General features: G+C 47.4%; 16 protein-coding genes and 1 pseudogene. 7 read left to right on the top strand and 10 right to left on the bottom strand.

The features are described 5' to 3' along the window. The first annotated feature begins 1 nt into the window (after window position 1). Both BGX14_RS00580 and BGX14_RS00585 read left to right on the top strand, forming a co-directional pair. Window positions 2–586, top strand: a complete 585-nt coding sequence (locus tag BGX14_RS00580; protein WP_095878768.1) for a hypothetical protein — start codon at window positions 2–4, stop codon at window positions 584–586. 111 nt (window positions 587–697) lie between these two features. Continuing rightward, window positions 698–907 (top strand): hypothetical protein, encoded by a 210-nt coding sequence (locus BGX14_RS00585; RefSeq protein WP_095878769.1) that lies wholly within the window; start codon window positions 698–700, stop codon window positions 905–907. Window positions 908–1,071: 164 nt separating this feature from the next. On the opposite strand, the gene BGX14_RS00590 is transcribed toward BGX14_RS00585, so the two are convergent. Further along, window positions 1,072–1,329 carry a hypothetical protein gene (locus BGX14_RS00590; RefSeq protein WP_158223182.1) on the bottom strand — a complete coding sequence of 86 codons (258 nt, stop codon included), beginning with the start codon at window positions 1,327–1,329 and terminating at the stop codon, window positions 1,072–1,074. A 105-nt stretch (window positions 1,330–1,434) separates the two neighbouring features. Between BGX14_RS00590 and BGX14_RS00595 the strand changes: the two genes are divergently transcribed. Continuing rightward, on the top strand, window positions 1,435–2,772 hold the full coding sequence (locus BGX14_RS00595) for an ATP-binding protein (protein WP_073306464.1): 1,338 nt from the start codon (window positions 1,435–1,437) through the stop codon (window positions 2,770–2,772). A 50-nt stretch (window positions 2,773–2,822) separates the two neighbouring features. After that, window positions 2,823–3,092 (top strand): annotated as a pseudogene (locus BGX14_RS00600) (transposase); the annotation flags it as partial. A 29-nt stretch (window positions 3,093–3,121) separates the two neighbouring features. Here BGX14_RS00600 and BGX14_RS00605 read toward each other — a convergent pair. Then, on the bottom strand, window positions 3,122–3,667 hold the full coding sequence (locus BGX14_RS00605) for a hypothetical protein (RefSeq protein WP_095878771.1): 546 nt from the start codon (window positions 3,665–3,667) through the stop codon (window positions 3,122–3,124). A gap of 54 nt (window positions 3,668–3,721) precedes the next feature. On the opposite strand from BGX14_RS00605, the gene BGX14_RS00610 reads away from it, so the two are divergent. The 3 genes from BGX14_RS00610 (at window position 3,722) to BGX14_RS00620 (ending at window position 8,741) form a co-directional block, all read left to right on the top strand. After that, window positions 3,722–5,044 (top strand): ATP-binding protein, encoded by a 1,323-nt coding sequence (locus tag BGX14_RS00610; protein WP_095878772.1) that lies wholly within the window; start codon window positions 3,722–3,724, stop codon window positions 5,042–5,044. Window positions 5,045–5,172: 128 nt separating this feature from the next. Next, entirely contained in the window at window positions 5,173–6,186 is a 1,014-nt protein-coding gene (locus BGX14_RS00615) for a YafY family protein (RefSeq protein ID WP_095878773.1), read from the top strand. Between the two features lie 230 nt (window positions 6,187–6,416). After that, window positions 6,417–8,741, top strand: a complete 2,325-nt coding sequence (locus BGX14_RS00620) for an ATP-binding protein (protein WP_095878774.1) — start codon at window positions 6,417–6,419, stop codon at window positions 8,739–8,741. 50 nt (window positions 8,742–8,791) lie between these two features. Here BGX14_RS00620 and BGX14_RS00625 read toward each other — a convergent pair whose 3' ends face one another. The 8 genes from BGX14_RS00625 to BGX14_RS00660 all read right to left on the bottom strand — a co-directional run bounded on the left by BGX14_RS00625 (window position 8,792) and on the right by BGX14_RS00660 (window position 22,202). Beyond that, window positions 8,792–8,998 carry a hypothetical protein gene (locus BGX14_RS00625; RefSeq protein ID WP_095878775.1) on the bottom strand — a complete coding sequence of 69 codons (207 nt, stop codon included), beginning with the start codon at window positions 8,996–8,998 and terminating at the stop codon, window positions 8,792–8,794. Between the two features lie 91 nt (window positions 8,999–9,089). Continuing rightward, on the bottom strand, window positions 9,090–9,761 hold the full coding sequence (locus BGX14_RS00630) for a hypothetical protein (protein ID WP_143394066.1): 672 nt from the start codon (window positions 9,759–9,761) through the stop codon (window positions 9,090–9,092). Between the two features lie 410 nt (window positions 9,762–10,171). Beyond that, window positions 10,172–13,516, bottom strand: coding sequence for a transcription-repair coupling factor (mfd, locus tag BGX14_RS00635; protein WP_233126354.1), 3,345 nt, complete (start codon window positions 13,514–13,516; stop codon window positions 10,172–10,174). Beyond that, complete coding sequence (locus BGX14_RS00640; RefSeq protein ID WP_198951118.1) at window positions 13,513–14,262, bottom strand: endonuclease; 750 nt, start codon at window positions 14,260–14,262, stop codon at window positions 13,513–13,515. Before BGX14_RS00640 ends, mfd begins: the two co-directional genes overlap by 4 nt. A gap of 182 nt (window positions 14,263–14,444) precedes the next feature. After that, complete coding sequence (gene glyA, locus BGX14_RS00645) at window positions 14,445–15,722, bottom strand: serine hydroxymethyltransferase (RefSeq protein ID WP_073304328.1); 1,278 nt, start codon at window positions 15,720–15,722, stop codon at window positions 14,445–14,447. Between the two features lie 308 nt (window positions 15,723–16,030). After that, window positions 16,031–17,770 carry an SGNH/GDSL hydrolase family protein gene (locus BGX14_RS00650; protein WP_073304329.1) on the bottom strand — a complete coding sequence of 580 codons (1,740 nt, stop codon included), beginning with the start codon at window positions 17,768–17,770 and terminating at the stop codon, window positions 16,031–16,033. A 1-nt stretch (window position 17,771) separates the two neighbouring features. Beyond that, window positions 17,772–19,601: a GDSL-type esterase/lipase family protein gene (locus tag BGX14_RS00655; RefSeq protein WP_095878777.1), complete on the bottom strand. Its 1,830-nt coding sequence runs from the start codon at window positions 19,599–19,601 to the stop codon at window positions 17,772–17,774. Window positions 19,602–19,610: 9 nt separating this feature from the next. After that, window positions 19,611–22,202, bottom strand: a complete 2,592-nt coding sequence (locus BGX14_RS00660; protein WP_095878778.1) for a T9SS type A sorting domain-containing protein — start codon at window positions 22,200–22,202, stop codon at window positions 19,611–19,613. Window positions 22,203–22,221: the final 19 nt, after the last annotated feature.

The raw sequence follows: 22,221 nt of genomic DNA on the forward strand, positions 1-22,221 counted from the left end.
AATGGCAGATATTAAAAATGTCACAGACGAAATATTCAACAACCTGAAACAATTCGGCTTTTTGCCGGTTCCCGTTCAGGAAATCAACCCGGAAGCCGAAACCGTGCGCTATTTCGGCGGAACCTTCCAGGAATTTGTCGATGTCGCCAAGGCTCTCGGTTCCAAATGCGTTTTCGTCGAAACCCTTTATCTGGAAGACGAAGAATTCTATTACGATTCGGGCATTGAAGACGACGAGGAGTGCTGCGGAAATTGCTGCGGCAACTGTTCCTGCGAATGCGACGAAAGCGACAAGGATGCCGAAGCCGATAAAGCCGAGGAATTGCCGATTTGGCTCGACCCGAAAGACATGGAAGGCATGGACCTTTCCCTGCTCAAGCCGGAACTCGACAAATACAACGAACGTGTCGGCGACGAATGCGGAGTTCGCCTGACTTTGCCGGGACCAGACCATCTGCAAGTGGAAATCTTTACCGATTGGTACAATGATTTTGCCTCTCTTGTCGATGACGCTTCCGAAGAAATTGAACTCGACCCGAAAGCGGCTTTGGAAAAAATGCAGAAAGCCGCCAAGGATAAAGAATAAATTTCTTTTCTCCTAATACTATAAAATCGCACGGTTTACGCCGTGCGTTTTTTTGTATAAACTGAAAACCTTGCTGGCATTATATCACTGTATTTTATAAAAAAAGGTTGGGTGTATTGTTACGATCCTTATCAAGTTAAGAGTAATGGATCTAATAAATGGGAATGGATAAATCCAAGTGAAAATGAAGGATGCAATATAAAAGTTAAGCAAAGCCATTTCAATAAAAAGGAATCCAATGAAAAATTCCATGCGGGCCAAATGATTGACCGCCAATTTGTATTAATTGAAAGAAAACAGATAAAAAACATCAATTATTAACGGAGAAATGAAATAGCACTTTAGATCTCCGTAAAAAGGATTTGTGCCAAACTTGGATTTTTTAGCAACAGTAAAGAGTTGAAATTTAAAAACGCTTCCAATCGCGTCGGTATTTGTCGTGGATAGTATGCGTTTTTATGGTGATAAGTAAAACGGTTTCCATGTTATTTTGAAATGGCAAAAAAGGAGTAATTATTGCAGAGCGTTATTTTGAAAATGCCCTCAAGAGCCTGGACTTTTTTTTCAAGAGAGCTTTTTTTGACGATGATGGCGAACTCTTTGATAAAAGGAAGGGCAAGTCGGAGCTTTAAATGCACCGCTACAGCGCCATATCTGATTTCAAAAAGTTCATCAAGTATAGGACGACCGCTAGGCCTACGTAATTGGATTGTAAGCTGCCGTTTTTCGTTTAAAATTGACATTTTTACGTTTTTTAGGTTGAAAAAGTGCATATTATACGCACTAATTCACTTGAAAAAGTGCGGTAAAACATTGACAATTCGCTTGAGAAAGTGTAGTTTTACAACATGTTCAAGAGAAAAATCCTTAAAGAATTTGAAAAATGGAAGGTTTCGGGGGGCAAAAAGAAGGCTCTGGTCGTCAAGGGCATGCGGCAAATTGGCAAGACGTCTAGCGTCATGGAATTCGCCCGAACCAACTACGAGAACATTGTCTATATCAACTTTAAGGAAAACGAAAGTGCTAAAAGGGTTTTCGAAGGCGACCTCAACATAAACAGAATTACCATCGACCTATCGGCGCTTTTCCCTAACACGCATTTTGTCAAAAACAAGACCGTCATCATCTTTGACGAAATTCAGGAATGCGCTAATGCACGAGCAAGCATCAAGCCCTTTATGGAAGATGGCCGCTATGATCTCATTTGTACAGGCTCACTGCTCGGCATCAAAGGCTATAACCGCAAAAAGGGGAAAGGCGTCCCTACCGGTTTTGAACGAATCATCTACATGAAGCCCATGGATTTCGAGGAATTTCTGTGGGCAAAAGGCATTGGCGAAAATGTTATCGAATACCTGAAGGGTTGTTTCAAACGAAAGGAACCCGTAAGCGAAGCGACACACAACGCCCTGCTCCGTTATTTCAAGGAATACCTTTGCGTAGGTGGCCTACCCTATGTCGTTTCACGATTTGTCGAAACAAGCGACATGAACATAGTCTGGCAAGAACAACAGGACATTCTTGAAGAATACAAGGACGATTTCGGCAAGCACCTTGACGAGAACGAGAACGAGGAAATTGACCGCACGCTCCTTGGCCGTATCAACCGCGTGTTTGACTCTATCCCCTCTCAACTCGCCAAAGAGAACAACAAGTTTGTCTATTCAGCCCTTGAAAAGAAGGGTCGTTCCGAAAATTACCAAACCGCAATCCAGTGGCTCCATGATTGCGGAATAATCAACATTTGTTACAACCTGACCAACATCGCGGAACCTCTTGACGGCTATAAAATTGAAAACACGTTCAAGATATATGTTCAGGATTCCGGCCTGTTTGTCGCCATGCTGGAGCGCGGTACTGCTGCAAAAATCCTGAGCGGGGACATGGGCTTTTACAAAGGTGCCATCTACGAAAACATCGTCGCGGACTGCTTCTCGAAACAGGGACGCAAACTTTACTATTTCCGCAAGGATTCGGGCCTTGAAATTGACTTTGTAGAAAGCATCGGTGGCGAACTCGCCATTATCGAAGTGAAGGCGACGACGGGCCGTTCAAAATCTGCAAAGACCGTACTGAACAACGAAAATTATGCGGCCAAAATTTGCTACAAGTTGTCAGAAAACAACATAGGCGTTATGGGCAAGATGGTTACGCTGCCATATTACATGACGATGTTTTTGGAGTGATGATCGTATTGTTGGAACAGATTGTTTTTGCCATCTTCGATAATGGACTGGACCGCAACTCCGAATTCGAGCCACGGATCGTCAAGAAACGCCTGAAGGACATCGCTGAAATCGACCAGAAAATCATCTCGATGTATGCCAAGGGAATGACGACCCGCCAGATTTCGGACATGCTCATGGACATCTACGGCTTCGAGGCTTCGGAAGGCTTCATCTCCGACGTAACGGAGATGAAGCTCATGCCGCAAATTGAGACGTGGCGGGATCGCCCTCTGGAAAGCGTCTATTCCGTATTGTTCAAACCTCGACTGAGGTTTGCCTAGTATATGTACAACTATTTTATATAATTTCAGATCTTTTTCCAAGCAACTGTATAGAGAATGCCGTCATAAGTCCTTTTATTGAAAAGTGCAAAATCCCTATCAAGAGATTCATCGCAGTCCTTGAGTCGCAAGCCGCGATTGTCCATATCTCTATTGTCTAAAGCCCATCCCCATGCTACACCAGCATCGGGTCTAATTTCGCATTCATACTTCGCACCTTTGATTCTTAAGAATCTTGGATGTGAATGGTTGCTCACTTCGATATAAGGTTCTATCCCAACAATTTTAGCAAAGCATTTTTTCAAGAAATCATTACGAACTTCAACCGTAGCAAAATCAGAATCAAAGTCATTGTTGCCATAAATATTGCTAGACTTTATCTGAGCACGGTACGGGGCTATGTGGAAATAAAAATAACATCTTTTTATGACAAATACTTTCGCAACGACAAATTTTTTGAAAAAAACTGGCAAACCGTTTAACTGCATGGCTAAATTCTGCACATTCGCGCAGTAATTTGTTCTTTTTATCTGAATAGCCGGTGCAAAAGTCAAAAAAACAACAAAAGTCATACGAAAAACGCAATTTCTGTTACAAAAGTCCTATGACTTTTGTATATTGGGGCTATGAATCGCGAAATTTTGAAGGATTTGGTTGCCTGGAAGGGCAGTAAGCGTCGGAAGCCACTGCTTTTGACCGGGGTTCGCCAATGCGGAAAAACGCATACGCTGAAGGATTTCGGTTCAGAATACTTTGAAAATGTTTGCTACATCAACTTTGAATCGAGCGCCAAGTACGCAGCCGTTTTCGATTACGATTTCGATGTAAATCGGATTATCGCCGAACTGGAACTGCTTGAAAAGACTAAAATCGAGGCTGGCAAAACGCTCCTCTTCTTTGACGAGATTCAAGAAGCTCCGCGAACTATTACATCGCTTAAATACTTCTGCGAAAACAAGCCCGAGCTTCATGTGGTTTGTGCAGGTTCGCTTTTAGGTGTTGCCCTGAAAAGGGAAAATATATCTTTTCCCGTCGGGAAGGTGAATCGGATGCAAATGTTCCCGATGAATTTTGTGGAATTTTTAATGGCGTGCGGCGAAGAGAAATACGTACAACTTTTTTCAGAGTGGCCCATAGACCGCGAAATTCCCGAAGTCTATACGAGACCGCTTGAACGGTTGTTGAAAGAATATTTTGTTGTTGGCGGAATGCCCGAGGCTGTGAGCGAATATGCGATTTCAAAGGACTTCGAGAAGGTGGGCAAAATTCAAGACGAAATTCTTGAAGACTACGCCGACGATTTTTCAAAACATGCACCCGTTTCGGAAATCGAAAAAATCCGTATGACATGGGATTCCGTGCCGAAACAGCTCGCCAAGGAAAACAACAAGTTTGTTTTTTCGCATGTAAAAGAGGGCAAGAGGGCTCATGAATTGGAGGGGGCACTCCAGTGGCTAAAAAATGCAGGCCTCGTCCATCTGGTCGAACTTGTCCAAAATGCCGAACATCCGCTTTCGGCAAATGCAGATGCCTCTTATTTCAAGGTTTATCTTTCGGACATCGGATTGCTTGGCCGTCGCCTTTCGCTTGGCTACAAAAGTCTTTTGCTGGACGACGGAGCGCTCTCTACATTCAAAGGTGCTGTTACCGAAAATTACGTATTGAATGAACTTGTCAACCAACAAAAGAATCCCTATTTTTGGCGTTCTGGAAACAGTGCCGAACTGGATTTCTTGTACGAAAAAGATGGAAAAATTGTTCCTGTAGAAGTCAAGGCGGCAACCAACACGCAAGCCAAAAGCTACAGGCAATTCTGCAAGAAGTATTCCCCACCAATAGGTTACAAGGTTTCGCTAAAGAACCTTGCCGTAAACGACTGCGAGGGCAGTGCGACCGTGAGCCTCCCATTGTATTTGCTGTGGAATATGGACCGGTTTGGTCAAAATTAAAAACGTCCTCTCACGCTCAAAATGCAGAAAAACTCGTTCGGCTACCTTTGACTCTCCTTTTCTCACATCAACGGCATGCGACAATTATAACCGCATAGAAAAAATATATATTGCCATTAGAGGTAATTATGGCAGACAAGACTCGCGGCGAACGCACGGTACAGCTTTTTGCGAAGGTGATTGCGAACCCGAACAAGAAATTCACCATCAACGATTTGACGGAGGCTCTGGAGATTCCCGAGAACGAAAAACGCAACGTGCAACGCGATATGCGCTTCCTTAGCGAGATGGATGGCGGTCGCTACATTCAGGCGGAAAGCGTGGGGCGCACGTTCTATTATAGTTCTGCATTGCAAAACGCCGATCGTTTGCTGTTTCCAAATTTCGAGAATACGATGCTGCATTTCGTCTTTTTGCGGCGCATCGCGAACATTTACCCGGCCACGAGCGAAATCATTACACAGTTGCTGGAACGCATCGAAAACAGTCTGCCGACACGCGAAAAGAAATCTATTCAGCAACTTGGCGAAGAACTAAACAGCAAAATTCTTTTCATGGGCACGCCGCCCAATTTTGAAGAAGACGCGAGCGACAAAATTCGCGTAATATTGCAGGCGATTCACGACCACCGCAAAATCGATATCGAGTATCTCACCGAAGATTCGAACAGGCGTTCCACACGCATCCCGCTAATGATCATCATTTACCAGAACGACATCTATGTGGGTTGCGAATCGGCAAAACATGCTGGCGATACCTACACACTCAAGTTCCGTAGAATCAAGAGCGTAAAACTATCGAAAGAAACCTTTGTCGAAAATCCGAGAACCGTCGAAAAGCTCCGCAGGCAGGTGGCTTCTGGTGCTGCATTCATGAGCGGTCAGGAACCGAAACTCGAAGATGTCGAAATCGAATTCGAAAGCAGCGCGAAGCTTTACTTGGAAGAGCGTCCGTTCAACCGCAGTTTGCGCATAAGCAAGGGCCGCAACGGAAAAATCATTGCGAAAATGAAAGTGGAAAACAATCAGCTGCTGTTCAACTGGGTCGTTTCCTTCGCCAACGTCGCCTGCGTTATCAAGCCCGTTTCATTGCGGAAAAAGCTGAGCGAGTTCGCGGACTACCTGAAAGAAATGTACGGATAAAAAACATTCAAGCGACCCGACATTGCTTGCCTCGTTAGAGACGTGGCGATTTCAAACACGCAATAGCGGCTTTTAATACGATAAATAAGGTCGGATTAAATATTTGATTTACAAAATCTCCATTTGCAACGATATATAGAATGAAAAATTCAACCCGTTTTTCAGAAGTAGAGTTGCGTCAGTTTTTGTCACATTCGCATATTATATTTTGATGTAAAAATGGAGATTTTATGAAAAAAGATTATTTTAATGGCGTGGTAGAATCGCTTAATTCCGATTTCTCCAAAAAGAAAATCCATTTTGACTTCGTGACTCTCAAGAGTTATGAATATTGGATACGCATGCTTCACATTGTCAAGAATTACCCCGATCCGGACGACTGCATCGCCATTTTCCCCAAAGAAAACGCCTCCCGCGTGCTCTTGAACCTATCGGCATATTTTGAAAAGATCAATGCCGAAGAAGACCGCATGCCTGAAACCCAAAAGAAACAATATATTCAAGATTCGAATGCAGCATATGCGGGCAAGAGGCTCCGCTGCGATGATGACGAGAAATCGGTCGCTTACCAGCGTCGTCAAAATGCCATTGTCCGCTTCAACGACGTCATCCACAGGGAGTGTTCCATTCAAGAAATTTCCGACTTCGTGCAAAATTATTTGAATCACGAGGGTATTTTTGATACCCCATCGCAAAAGGTGTTTTATGAAAGCATCATTCGCGAACTTATGCAAACCCTGAAAGAAAATCAGGATATCGAAGACGACGGGTATTTTAAACGTTTGAACATTGTGCAGAAGGCGTTTGGCCTGAACGATACCGAAATGGAACTCCTGATGTTCTCGTGGATTTTCTTCCACAAAGAACAGTGCGAATCCCTTACGAATGCTATCAGTTCTCGCCGTTTCCGCGATACGGTTATGCCCGAAATTTTCACCAAGCTCTATCCAGAATTGGATTTCGATTCCGCAGTCTCGAATCAGGGAACCCTCAAAAAGATGGCGATTATCGACGAGGACGCCGACATTTCGAAACGCATCGGGATGTTTTTAGATGGGCACTCCGGCAAAGACCTGGACAGCCTTTTCTTCAGGGTTTACGAAGGAGACAGCATTCCGTTCAAGAAACTCTGCCGCAAAAATCCAAAAGTGGAACTCGCGTTCAACATGTTGAAGCACTGCAAGACGGGAGACTGCCTAAACGTATTTTTCTACGGTGTAGAAGGCACCGGCAAAACGGAACTTGCGAAAGCAATCGCGAAGGAACTCAAGTGCCCGCTCATTCTCACCAACATCAGCACCGAAGGCGCCCATCGCGAAAGCAAGGAAGATTCCGTGGTACGTCGCCGCATGAGCAGCATTCTCTATGCCGCAAGCAAGTACCAGAAGAAAAAGGCAATCCTTTTGGTGGACGAGGCCGATGTCATTTTGAACTGCTGCGAAAAGGGCGCGTTGAATTTCTTCTTAGAACAAATCAAGAAGCCCGTTATCTGGATTTCGAATAACATTAATTGGGTCGAGAAAAGTACGCTCCGCCGCTTTGACTATTCCATCCAATTCGAGCGTCCCGATGCCGAAAAACGTCGTGAAGTCTGGGACTCTGTGGTGAACGAGCACGGAGCAAAATCGTTCCTGCCCAAAGAGGCCGTTAAAAAACTCTCTGAGGAACTCCCTATTACCGCAGGCGGAATCACGCAGGCCATTGTCGGGACCAAGAAACTGCTCAAATCGGGCTGCAAAATTGATCCCGTAAAAACGGTGCGCACGATCGCCGAATCGCAGGCAACGCTCCTGAAGCTGAACATCGAGTACACAAACCGCGACAAGGAAAGCCGTTCCCCCAGCTACATTCTGGACGCACTGAATATCGATACCAAAATGGAAAAGGTTCTGAATGTCACGCAGTCCTTCGATGCCAAGTGGCGTTCCATGCAAGAAGGCGACCGCCCCGACTCGCTCAACATCCTCCTTTACGGGGTGCCGGGAACCGGCAAGACGGAATTTGCGAAACATGTCGCCCGGACGCTTAACCGCAAGATTCTCATCAAGAGAACCAGCGACCTGCTGAACTGCTATGTAGGCGAAACCGAGCAGCGAATCCGCGCCATGTTCAGGGAAGCCGAAGAGAAAAAGGCCGTTCTCTTTCTGGACGAAGCTGACAGCCTAATCCGCGACCGCGCAGGCGCTGCCCGCAATTGGGAAGTAACCCAGGTAAATGAAATGCTCACGCAGATGGAAAACTTCAAGGGGATTTTCATTGCCGCCACCAACTTTGAAGGGAGCCTCGATACCGCATCGCGCAGACGTTTTGCGCTGAAGGTGAAATTCGACTTCCTCAAGCCCGAAAACATTGAAAAGATGTGGCGGGCCTTCTTTCCGCAGGTGGAATGCCCTACCGAGGCGAAGAACCTGCGCATGCTCACCCCTGGCGACTTCAACGCCGCTTATGGCACCCTGCGCTTTGAGAGCGACCTCACCGCCGAAGCGATCCTTGATGCACTAAAATTGGAAATCTCGTACAAAGACGGTCGTCAGGGCCGCGTAATGGGGTTTTAAATTGCAGAATATCCCCTAAAATCGGCAGTTTGTGTGTAAAAAAGAAAATCCTAAATATCCCACGGACCATCCGAGATGTCATCCGGATATGCGTGGGCGTAAGCGCTTGTTGCAGGTTCTAAGCGGGAAAGAAATTTTTTCCCGTCTTTTTCGCTTTCTTGCAAAATGACTTTTGCTATGCGGTGAATCACTTCGCTGAGAGGCATGGGTTCATACATTTGTCCATGAACCTTGTCGATAATTTCCTTTTGCGTCATATTGGTTGCTCCTATAAATTTGGAAGCTACAAAGATATATAGGAAATGCGACAAATGATGACGGATAAAATATTGTAAAGACTCATTTGTTTTAGAGTTGGTTAGAATCCTCAGGTTTTAGCATAACGATGTAAACATGGCCACTGTCCAATTTTTGCGGATCATTTAGATCGATTTTTATAACCTCTTCGCAATTACTATAACCATGTATCAAATCCTCGACAGCTTCCGATGTATTGTATCCGTTGCGATCATAATCCAAAACCACAAGAAATTTGTAAGTTTCGTCGAATGCCTCCTTTGTAATTTTGGCCTTTTTCTTTTTAGTAAATAAGCCATCAAGGTCCTTTTTCAAACCTGTTTTTTGACTTGAGCCATATTTCCTCTTTCCATAAGGAATATTTGCTTTTACTTCTGCGATTATAGGTAAATTGGCTATACCAAAGTCATAACCGTTTTTATTTACATTTTCTTCGTCGTCATATTTTTTTTCCAAATCCGAGACATTTATACCCTTAAGACGACTGTCTTGTGTATTTTTGAATATTATCTCCAATTTATTTATAAATGCAATGGTTAATTTTTTTGTTATAAAATTATTGATTGGATTTAGTGCTATTTTCAATTCTAACCAATCGTTTAATGTTATGTTCTCCTTTAGTGGGACTTCTTCGTTGTCCAGTACATTTTTTAATGCAATCTTCAATTTTTTCAAGTCAATCTTGTCGTTATCAGGACTCGTTTTTTTCTTTTTGCTAGTCATTCGGTTCTCCTTGATGGATTTTTTGATATAATATACACTCAATGTGTTAAAAATCTTGAGATTTGGCAAAACATGACATTACAAATTACCAAATGTTTATTACACTCAAAAAATGCGCGTTCCCTGTTTCCGTACAAATCTTTGATTCTTGCTATTTGGCTTTTCGGGAAAGCTCGTCGCAAGCAACCCTTTTTCAACCATTGGACAAAACAAATTGCGCCATCAACTAAGCGGTCCCAATCTCTGTCTTGAATTTTTTGTCCACTTCCTTGCGATTGTGAGATTGTTTGTTAAAATCCAGAATTTCTTGTTGCAATGCAGATCGCGGCACCCCTTTTTCAAAATTTTATTGAACAAAGTAACACGGAATACTTATCTTCAAGTGCGGCACCGCTTGCGTTTAGAATGCGTCAAACGGCTTCGGAAGAAATGGCCTTAAAAAATGCCAAAGCCCGGTTCGCCATTTCTTCATTGGACTGGGTTGCGAGTTCGACCGCTCCTTGCAAAGGCGAGTTGCCTACATAGCGCATCGTGTAAGGGGATTTCGCAACGATTTCCGCGAGCTTTCTGGGATCGGGCGGAGGAAACTCGGCAAAAGTGAACACGAGCATTCCGCGCCGGGCTTCGACTCCTTGTATGCGCAGCATTGCCGCAACCAAAGCGATTTCCGAAACGGAGAAAAGCATTTTGACAGGCTGAGGGACTGGACCAAAACGGTCTTCCAGTTCCGCATACAAGGGGGCCAAATCTTCCTGCTTGGAAATTCTGGCGAGCCTCTGGTAAATGGAAATGCGGGAAATGCCATCGGCGATGTAGGTTTCTGGCAAAAACGCATCCACGGGCAATTCGACGCGGGGCTGCAATTTGGGAGCGCCTTCCCCACCGCCACGCAGTTCTTCGACAGCCTCCCGAACTAGGCGGACGTAAGTTTCAAAGCCGACTTCTGAAATAAAGCCGTGCTGCTCCGAGCCTAACAAATTTCCCGCTCCACGAATTTCCAAATCGCGCATGGCCAGCTGGTAGCCGCTGCCCAAATCCGTGAACTGCTCCAAAGCCTGTAATCGCTTTGTGGATTCGGCGGAAACGATTTCATTTTTCGGAATGACCAGATAGGCGTAAGCGAGAACATCCGAGCGACCGACACGCCCACGCATCTGGTAAAGCTGGCTAATGCCGAAATGGTGCGCATTCATGATGATGATGGTATTGGCGTTGGGCACATCCAATCCGCTTTCGATAATGGTCGTGCTGACCAGAATGTCGAAATGGCGTTTGACAAAAGCGTCCATCACCCGCTCCAAATCGCGATCCTCCATTTGACCGTGCGCGACAGCAACGCGCGCTCCGGGAGCCATCGCCTCAATATCTTCGGCGAGGTTTTCAATGCTCTGTACGCGATCATTTACAACAAAGACTTGTCCGCCCCGAGCGAGTTCGTCGTGAATCGCTTCGGCCAGAACAGCGTCATCCCGCTGCAAAATTTTGGTTTCCACAGGCAGGCGGTTCATCGGCGGCGTATTGATGAGGGAAATGTCCCGGACTCCGGTAAGGGAAAGATGCAGGGAACGCGGAATGGGTGTAGCACTCATGCTGAGGGTATCGACGGTCAAGCGCAATTCGCGCAGGCGTTCCTTTTGCTTGACGCCGAATTTCTGCTCTTCATCGATAATCAGAAGCCCCAAATCCTTGAAAGAACTTTGGTTGGAAAGGAGGGAATGCGTTCCCACGACGATGTCAAATTTCCCTTCGGAAATTTCCTTGAAAAGCTTCTTTTTTTCCGTCGCGGTTTTGTAACGGTTGATAAGCGCGATGTTCACGGGGAAAGCGGCGAATCGTTCCCGGAAAGTTTCGTAGTGCTGAGCCGCCAGAATGGTCGTCGGAACAAGAACGGCGACCTGCTTTTTGGAATAGACGCATTTGAACGCAGCCCGCATGGCGACTTCCGTTTTGCCGAAGCCGACATCACCGCAGACCAGCCTGTCCATCGGGCGGCTGTTTTCCATGTCCGCTTTGATTTCCGCGGTCGCCCGAGTCTGATCCGGCGTCGGCGTAAACTCGAAAGCCGCTTCAAATTCCTGCTGCATTCGGGAATCCGGCGGAAAAGCGAAACCTTCGACGAGTTCCCTTTTGGCGTAAAGTTGCACCAGCTCTTTGGCAATTTTGACGACCTTCTTTTTGACGCGTTCCTTGAGGCGTTCCCACGTCTTGGTTCCCAACTGGGCAAGCTCGGGCGAGCCCTCTTCCGTATTCGGCATCTTCTCGATTTTTCGCAAGTCCGAAACGGGAAATTTCAAACGGTCATTGCCCGCGTATTCCAAAAGGATGCAGTCCACCATGCCACCGTTGATTTTTTCGCGGACAAGTCCCCGGTAGCGGCCCACGCCGTGATCCTCGTGCACCACGTAATCGCCTCGATTCAGCGATTCGACAAGCAGAGCGTCCGATACGGAACCCGAAACGGAATGCTTGCGACGCGGCTTTCCCGTGCGGTTGAATATGCCCGATTCCGAAAGGAACGCCACGTTTTCCGAATCCGCCCAGAACCCTTCCGAAATGTCCCCCACAAGAATTCCTTCCAGAGGCGCTTCTTCAAAAAGATGCTGCAATCTTTGCGCGCTTCCCTCCGAATGGGCGAGCAGGAAAATTTTCCCGCCCAAAGAATGAAAATTCTCGATTTCGCGAATCAGGCCGTTCGTTCCTTCGACGCCTTTGGTCTGGGGGCGCATGGAAATGGTAATCCAGTTCGAGGAATCCATCTGCGCTCGCGTAAAATTCAGAGAAGTTCTTTTTTCGATGGAGTTTCGCAACGCATCAAAACGCCACCAGAGCGCGGACGGTTCCGAAACTTTCTGCGAAAAGGAGATGGCTTTTTCGTAAGCCTTGATTTGCGACGCTCCGATTTTTGCCGCCAGCTCTTCCAAATGGGAAAGGCCGCAGAAGGCGAGAGCCGCATCCGGCATATAATCCAGGACGCTTGCCGAAAGTTCTTCAAATTCCGCGCGCCGCCACCAGAGCAAAGCGTCTTCTTCCTGGGGAATCCGGGATTTTTCATCTGACGTCAAAGTAAATTCGCCATGAGGATAAACCTCTATCGATTCCAATCGCTCGATGGAACGCTGGGAAAATATATCGAATTGGCGGATGCTTTCAATTTCGTCGCCGAAAAATTCCAAGCGGACGGGATGCTCCGACATAAACAGGTTGATATCCACAATGCAGCCGCGGATGGAAAATTCACCGACGGAGCCGACAACGGGTTGCTCGACAAAGCCGAGGTCGTTCAGAGTTTTCCGCAGGGAAAGCGGATCGACGACATCGCCCACATGAAATTCCAGCTTTTTCTTTTCCAGCATTTTTGCGGACGGCATCCGTAGCAAGAAGGAATCGATGGGACACACTGCAACAAAAGGCTTTTTCCCAGCCGCTGCCTTGAAAAAACGCAAGCGTTCTTCCAGAATGCCGTCGAACGGCAGTTTTGCTTCGTAAGGCTTGATTCCCAGCGCAGGAAAAAATCGGACGTTGTCTTCGCCGCAAAGGCTTTGCAAATTCTGCATCCAGATTTCGCCGTTCCGATAATCATCGACGACGACCAAAATGCTCTGCGGATATTTGGCAAAACGATCGGCGACCATCAAGGCTTCCGCTGCTGGAGAAAGACCTTCGACGTGCAGCATTCCGGAACGCCATTCCGAAAAAGCGGAAAGCCCCCCCAGATTTTGAGACGAAAAAAAATCGGAAAAATCTAGAGTCGTCATATAATCCCCGCTTCCCGGCATTTTTCAAATACAAACGGATTATGGTCGCCCTGCACTTTGTATATGCGAAAGTCTCGTTCGCATTCCCAAGCGCTCACCGGATAGAGTTTATCCCAAGATTCAAATAGGCGTCGGCGTTCCTTGGAAATCGTGATGCCGTAGGTTTTTTCCATATAAAAGGAAATCCGGGCGAGCATACCGCGCACTTCTTTTCGCGGCTGAAACTTGCGGTTTTTAAAATCCACGATGGATTCGCAGCGGCCATACATCGGTTCTGGCGAATTTGTCCATTGCGAAAACATGAAATTGCTGCGGTCGCCGTTCACCTCTCCGATACTGGGCAAAAGGTTGTGCAAATCCCCTTCCATTAAAGCAAATTCCGGATCGGTCTCTTCACAATTTTTTCTGGCGCTGCGCTTGCCGTCCTTATGCCAGCATTGGCGCGACATTCCGATATTATGCGCGGTCACGACGTGCTCCCATTCAATGCGGGACGCCCGATTCTCATTTTTTCGCGGTTGAAATCCGCAACTTTCAAAATCGATTTCGTTCGGCTTTTTATTGTTCTTATAAGTGCATCCGCAGTAAACCGTCACTCGCAAATCGCCGTAATAGATGCGATCCATCTGCTTTTTGGCATTTGCAAAATTGTAATGCTGCGGGGATTCGGGCATTCTGGCACAGGCAACGGAAAGGATTCCCAAAATCCAAGCGAGAATAATCGGCATATAGAACTTTTTTTTCATGGCCATCTAAAACAAAGAGTATCTAACACAAAGAGTATCAAAGGCAAAAATTTCCAAAATGAAAATTCGCATTCGTCGGCTCAAACGCGAATTTTAAAAGCGCATCAAAACGACATGGGGACAATATAGAAAAAGCATTCCGCTATTTTGCAGAATGCTTTTCTGGAATTGCAAAAGACGCCTTACTTGTAAAGCGGATGAGCCTTGCAGAGATCGACGATTTCCTGACGGATGGCCTTCAGAGCTTCATCGTTGTCCTTGTTCTGAATCGTGCGATCCATGATGTCGGCCACTTTGCGGGAATCGTTTTCGTCAAAGCCGCGAGTCGTAATGGCTGCGGTTCCCACGCGAAGTCCCGAGGGATCCATCGGCTTGCGCGGATCGAACGGAATCGTGGAACGGCTTGTGGAAATACCGACTTTTTCCAAAGCGACTTCGGCTTCTTTACCGGAAACGTTCTTGGAAGTCATATCGATGACGACCAGATGGTTGTCCGTTCCGTCCGAAATAATTTTGTAGCCGCGTTTCATCAATTCGTCGGCCATCGCCTGCATGTTCTTGATGATGTTCTTCGCATAGGTCTGGAATTCCGGCTTGAGCGCTTCGCCAAAGGCGACCGCCTTGCCCGCCGTGATGTGATCGTGCGGTCCGCCCTGCATTCCCGGGAAAACGCCCTTGTCGATTTCTTTTGCCAAAGAAACTTCCTTGAGTTCGCCCTTGACCATTTTCTGAATCATCTTGTCCTTGCACATGATGATGGCGGAGCGCGGACCGCGGAGGGTCTTGTGCGTCGTCGTCGTCACGATGTCGAAATACGGCACCGGAGATTCAATCGCCTTGCCCGCGATCAGGCCGGCGATATGCGAAATATCCGCCATGGTGAGCGCACCGACTTCGTCGGCGATTTCCTTGAATCGCTTCCAGTCCAGATTGCGGCTGTAAGCGGAGAAACCCGCAAGAATCATCTTCGGCTTTTCGCGCAGAGCGATTTCGCGGACTTTGTCCATGTCGATGCGTCCGGTTTCCTTGTCCACTTCGTATTGGACAAAATTATAAAGCATTCCGGAGAAATTCACAGGATGACCGTGGGAAAGATGTCCGCCGTGGTCCAGCTTGAGACCGAGAACCTTGTCTCCCGGTTTCAGAACCGCAAAATAGACCGCAGCATTGGCCGGAGAGCCGGAAAGCGGCTGGACGTTCACATGGTCGCAACCGAACAGCTGCTTGCAGCGTTCAATCGCAATCGCTTCGATTTTGTCGATGACCTGATTGCCGCCGTAATAGCGTTTGCCGATGTAGCCTTCGCTGTATTTGTTGGTGAGGACGGAACCCATGGCTTCCATCACCGCCTTGGACGTGTAGTTTTCGGAGGCGATCAGTTCGATTCCGTATTCCTGACGATCGGCTTCTTCTTGGATGAGGTCGTAGATTGCCGGATCTTCTTGCTTCAAAGTCATCATGATTGTGAACTCCTTGAAAAGGTGGCCTAAATATAGAAAAGAATTGGGAAATTCACGGAAGACTCGACTGGACCTAGCAAGATTCGCCTTTTGCCGAAAAGGGCATCGAGGGAAAAGCGAATGAACTGTGGGGAGTTTAAAGTTAGGAGTGCTTAGAACGGAGAGAAAGGGAGATGCGGCATCCATATTGCTTCGGTGCTCATGTTCCTCGGGGTGACGATTCCTATCCACTAATAACTGACATTCGATAAGGCGACTTTCGAGTAAAAGCACTCATCCCAAAGCTTTGATTTTCGCTTCATTTTCCCTTAATGCGTAAAGTAAACGTTTTTCGCTTTGTCCGGCTGGCGGATTTTTCCGAGCGCGTCAAAACGGAATCGGGGAGAAAAACTGCCGAATTGTCTCGCGGCATTTTTGCGGAGTCTCGCAGTGTCATCCTCTTCCATGCGGGCGGTCGAGCAACCGTCGCGATAAACCCCGACGATGTCGAAAGCAATCATATCGATATTTGGGCCGCCTTCCGCAGTCAGCGATTCCATTTTCAAGTCAAAGGGCAAGGCATCCATCCAAACGTTTTCCACGACAACGCTGTCCCAGGAATCAAAGCTCGCCGTGGGCGGAAAATCCACCTCATACGTTCCCGCATCGACGGTGATTTTCATTGGGCGGGCATTGGTGCTGCCGTTCGCATAGCGAATCATCAGCTTGGCGTTGGATGCCGACTGTTCCGAGACGAGTTTGAAAACGGCTGAACTGCCTTCCCGATTTTCAATATTGAAAAATCCGAGTCCGCTAAAGCCAACGTGATTGGTGTCCGTCGTTCCATTTCCCTCTTCAGGGAAAACCATATCGATGGGAGATTTCCACATTACGTTTCCGCGCAAATCCGAACAAGCCTTGGACGCAGAAGAGCTGGGAGAAAGCGAGGAACTGCTTGAAATTTCCACGCTGCTAGAACTGTAAAATGTGGAATCCTCGACCGTATGGCTTTGAGGAACGCAAGCGGAACCGCCTTCAAAAATCGCCGTGTAAGTCGCATTCCGGTAGAGGGTTTTCTGTCCGTAAAAATTAGAATCATCCGTGAGAACATTACAATCGTCGTCCACCCAATGCAAAAACTTTTTCCCGAAACTGCCGGGACTCACATGCAGCACAAGCGGTGCTCCGCCGGGAAGCTCCTGGCTGTGCGTAATAAGGCCAGAATTGCCAGAAACATTCGCGTTCACAGTCATGCGGTAGCGCGGTTTCGCTGCTGAAACGAGCTTGACAATAGCAGCCTTGGAAGCGGCATTGAGATATTCCGCACCGACAGATTTCTCCAATTCTTCGACAATCCATTCGGCATGACCGAGCGAACCCGCCGCCTGAAAATGCGTCGTCCCGTCATTAGTGACGCCAGTCGGATAATTCGGGTATTCGCCCGCCAAGAAGTATTTAAAGAGATAGCGAGAAACATAAGCGGCTGAGAGCTCCGTTCCGTAGGCGACGTAAGAGCGGTAATTTAAATCGACAAAGGGAATGCCGTTTTTCTTTGCCATGCTTTCCATCAAATCCCGAACGTCGTATTCCGATCGCGAGGAATACTTCGACGAAAATACGTTGCGCGGATAGGTGTTCATCATCATCGGAGAAATCAATACCGGCGTCGCGCCCCAAGATTTAGCCTTTTCAAGATACTGGTTCAGCCAATACTCCAAAGAATCAAACGGAACTTCCCTCTCTTTACTCCCGAAATAGCGGTCGTTGTGCCCGAACTGAATAAACAGATAGTCGCCGTTTTTTACTTTCCCATCAAGCGCATTCAAGCGGCCTTCCTGAATAAAGGTTTTCGAACTTCTGCCGCCGATTGCCGCATTGTAAACCGCAATTTTAGACGCATCGAAAAAACTGCCGATGATTTGCCCCCAGCCCGTTTGCGGGTAGGCTTTTTCCGCATAGCTCTGTACCGTGGAATCCCCGACGACATAAATTGTTGCCGACTGGGTTTCGCTTATCGAAATCGCAACGAGAACGCAAAAGAAGAACGCGCCAAAAATCCACTTTTTCATTTTATTTCCCAAGTTCTAGCCAACTAGCATTTAAAGTTTCGTTTCCCAAGCGGACAACCAGCCGGTAAATTCCCGCAGGCAAATTTTCGGGAATGGGCAATTCCGAAGTTCCTCGCACCATTTCCGAGGATCGCCTCCACACTTCCCTGCCGTGCAAATCGAAAAGCCGGACAGAAACCCTTCCTGCGCGATTCAGCACGAGAGTTTTCCCGTGAAGAGAAATGCCCGCGTCCAAAGCTGCTATTTTGCGCGAAATTTTCAACGTCGAATCTTTCACGGAATCGCTTGGCGTTGTTTTCCGTAAGACGCCGTCAATACTGAAGCCGAAGGCATCGATATTCGGGCCGCCATCCGACGTGAGCGAAATAAATCGGAGCGTTTCCTCGCCATAAGCCAAATCCACATTCACCCAAGCGGTGTCCCAATTTTCCCAGCTTCCCGTCGATGGGAAATCCACATGGTAATCATGCTCCAGATAAACGTTCAATCGCCGGGAAGAAGTTCCGCCGTTGGCATAAATGATTCCCATGGTGACATAACCCGCCGAAGGAAATTCCATCCGATAATCGGCAAATGTATTGACCGCATTGTCAAAATTCCAGTAGCCATTTCCGGTAAATCCCGCATTGGTATTTTCGCTCCAGCCAACATCAAAGGAATCTGGCGCAACCGAGGCATCAAACCATCTGGCAATTTTCTTGTCAAAAGCGGAAACGCTGTCCCCCGAATTTCCCGCCGATGGAATGATGTCTTCCAAAATTTTGGGAGTTCCTTTGGGAAAATCCGTCAAGGCGGCTTCGCTGCCCGTGTAAGGGACGAACGAACCGCCTCCGTAAACCGCTGTCACGCCGGTGGATTTTGCTCCCATTTTTATGGTGCAAATATATTCCGATTGCACGGAACTTATCGAGTTGGAAAGTTTATTGCCTTCGCTGTCGAACCAGCCTAAAAAAGTTTTTCCCGGTTGCGGAATGGTTTTGAGGGTGACCGTCATACCCGCCGGATAATAGCTCGAAATCGTCGTCGCCGAATCGGAACCTTCCGGGCTTACGTTCACTTTCAGCGCATACATCGGGGCAAGCGATTCCGAAAGTTTGCGAACATCGGCATTCGGATGCACGCGCATCTGCTCGGTGATGATTCTTCCAAAAACTTCGGCACCGTTCTGCTGCAAATGCAAATTGTCGGAGTTTCCATTCTGGTAAGTGGAATACTCCCCCGCATTCAAATAAAGATTGACAAAGCGCAATGCATAGAACTGCCCCACGGAAAGCAGATAATTGCGGGAAAGCGTATCCATGTCTATCAACGGAACATTCAACGAGGCGGCGATTTCTCTTGCGATAATCGGATAGGCGTGATAGGATTCATAAATGGAGTCCGGCACCGTCAACGCCGAAGAGGAATAGCGAAAATCGCTTCGACGCACCGGATTCACAATAATCGGAGTGGCTCCCTTTTCCAACGCTTCCTTTGCCATCTGCGTGGTCGCTTCCCGAAACTCGCTCTCGTTACTGTAACTGCGATCGTTGATGCCGAATTGCAAAATGACAAAATCCCCTGCGCGCAAATTATTCAAAATTTCCGACCAGTATTTTTCGTAAAATCCTTTAGCATATAAACCGCCGACTCCTTTATTGACGACAGTTACCGCATCCGCATTCCAAAAGAACGAAAACTCCTGACCGATTCCGCGCTTGGGGTAATAGCCATCCTTCCAATCCTGCATGGTCGAATCGCCGCAAAGGTAAATGGTCACTTTGGCGTAAAGGGAAGTCGCCGTCAAACACACGGTCAAAAGAGCCGCAAAAAATTTTTTCAAAGCATTCATAGAAACTTCCTATTTTTCTCGAATCCAGAATTTCGAAATGGAGAGCGTACGCGTTCCGTTTGAAACTTTCACGCAATACATTCCCGCTGAAAGACTTTCGGTTCTTAAGGAAACAGCATTACTTCCCGCACGCACATCCAAAATTTGCGTCCGAACAAGATTTCCCCGAATGTCGTAAATCGAAATTTTCACCGTTCCCGAATAATTTGTCCGTAAAATACCGGAACGCACGTTGAAAGATTCCGCATAGACATTTTTCAATGCTGTCGTTTCGCCGCTAGACGCCTTACTGACGCTCGCCACATCGAAAGCGAAAATACAGATATTCGGGCCACCGTCATCCGTTGCGGAAACAAGTTTCAAATCAAATTCGCCTTGGGGAATTTCGACAGCCACAAAAGCGGTGTCCCAAATGTCCCACGAGTTCGCCGGGAAATTCACCGAATACATTTTTTTGCCCAAAACAATTTGCATTGGGCGGTTAGCCGTGCCGCCATTCGCATAGACAATCGCCAAAATCGCCGTCGTCGCTTTGGAGGATTCCAAAGAATATGTCGCAAAAGAGCCGAGCGCATTTTCAAAATTGTAATAGCCTTTTCCTAAGAAGCCCGCATGGTCCGTTTCCACAAAGCCGCCGCTTGCCGAATCCGGTTCCGACGCTTCAAAAACCGAAACGAATTTTACCGAATCTTTTTCAATAGCGGAAATCGTGAAAATATCGGGCTGCTTCAAATTCGCGCCCACATTGTCCGGCAGATAATAACTCAAATGCGGAGGCTGGTTGTAGGCGACATTCTGCCAGGCGACACTCTCGCGGTACTGCCTGTCATGCATCAGAGTGTAAACCCGGTGCGGCGTTTCGGCAAGGGTCGCAATGATATTGACAGAAGCATTGTCCGTCGTACGAACGATGATTTCTTCACGCCAGTCGCCAAAAATATCCGCCGAAAGACAGGGATTCGCCTTGGTGTAATTGTTCAACGTGGAACCGTTGATGTCATAGATATTCAAAATTCTCTCCACGCCCTTTGTCGAAGAATTCCATTTTTCGATTTTGCCGCCAGAGCCGCCGCTTCCCGTAGCGTCGAGAAGCTCATCTTGCAAGTCGCCGTCCCAGTAAAGACGAAAGTTGATGGAGGGCTTGTTCGTGCCGACAACTTCCCCTTTGACGTTATAAACATTGCCGCTTGCCGTGCTCCACATTTCAAAACCCCGACTCGTGGAATCGATATCCGCCGCCAGTCCCCTGCCGTTGTCCGTTCCCGTCTTTTCTCCAAAAATCACGGTTCCATCGTTTGCGCGAAATTCAAATCCGTAATCGGAAGTCAGCTCCTCGTGAACATCCCAAAGTTCCAATCCCGGCCTGTCCGGATCCATATCGGACAAGTGTATCGCATCGCCATGCCCGAATCCCGTGCGATACAAAAGAGTGCCGTCATGCTTCAATGCTGCGGAACCGTAAACGATTTCATCCAAGCCATCGCCGTCCAAGTCGCCGATGCTCAAATTGTGATTGCCTTCGCCATAAAGCCCCTGTTCGGGTACATCGCTTTTGTGATAAAAACGCTGCGTAAGATTTTTCCCGTCGAAATCCCAGGCGACAATGTATGCAGCCGTATAGTAGCCACGACACATGATGAGACTCGGATGGATGCCGTCCAAATAGGCGATTCCCGCCAGATAACGTTCCGAGCGGTTGCCGTAGTCGTCTCCCCATTGTCCGACGCTTTTCGATTGCTCCAGAATGGAACGCGCGGGCAAGTAGTCCACTGTAGTAATTTCTTCGCCACTCTCGCCTTTGAAAACAGTCAAGTATTCGTTTCCGGTAAGAATCGTCCCCGCCGAAGAGCGATTGTCCGCCGACGCGTCGCCGATAACTTTTCCTTTGCCGTCAATGGTTCCATCCGCAGTCTTCATCGCCACTTCCGCATAGCCGTCGCCGTCCAAATCGTAAACCATGAATTGCGTGTAATGCGCTCCCGCCCGGATATTTTTGCCGAGGTCGATTCGCCAAAGTTTTTTGCCGTTTAATTTATACGCATCGATATAGACGTTTCCCGTATAGCCGTTTTTGGAATTGTCCTGAGAATTGTTCGGATCCCATTTGAGAACCAGTTCATATTCGCCGTCGCCATCCAAATCCCCCACGCTCATGTCATTTGGAGAATAGGTGCATTTCGAGCCGTCGGGCATGGTGAGTGTCGCGGGGACATCTAGAGGAATGTTCGTGTAGGCCGCTTGTCCATATTGATTTTTGTAATAATTCCCGAGGACGATTGCGGGCGAAGAAACGATGCCGGCTTCATCCTGAAGAGTGTATTTACTTGTTGGGCTCCCCGCCTTGTCCGCATAGCAAGTAGATGAGGAGCCGTTGATTTTCGCAATCTCTGCGCCATCCCGAAAAAGCGTGAACGTCGCCTGCGGAGAATCTGTTCCCAAAAGTCGCCAGCACACGAACATTCCTTCGCCCGCTTTCGCCACGGAAAGTCCCCTGCCCAATTTTTCCATTTGCGGCGAAGCCTGCGCTGTAGAAACGAAAACGCCCGCTCCCAACAACGTACAAATCGCCAAAGAATGAAATTTACACCCAAAAACGCTCATGGAAACTCCTTTTTCTAAT

It is taken from the genome of Fibrobacter sp. UWS1 (assembly GCF_002300445.1).
Classification (GTDB): domain Bacteria; phylum Fibrobacterota; class Fibrobacteria; order Fibrobacterales; family Fibrobacteraceae; genus Hallerella; species Hallerella intestinalis.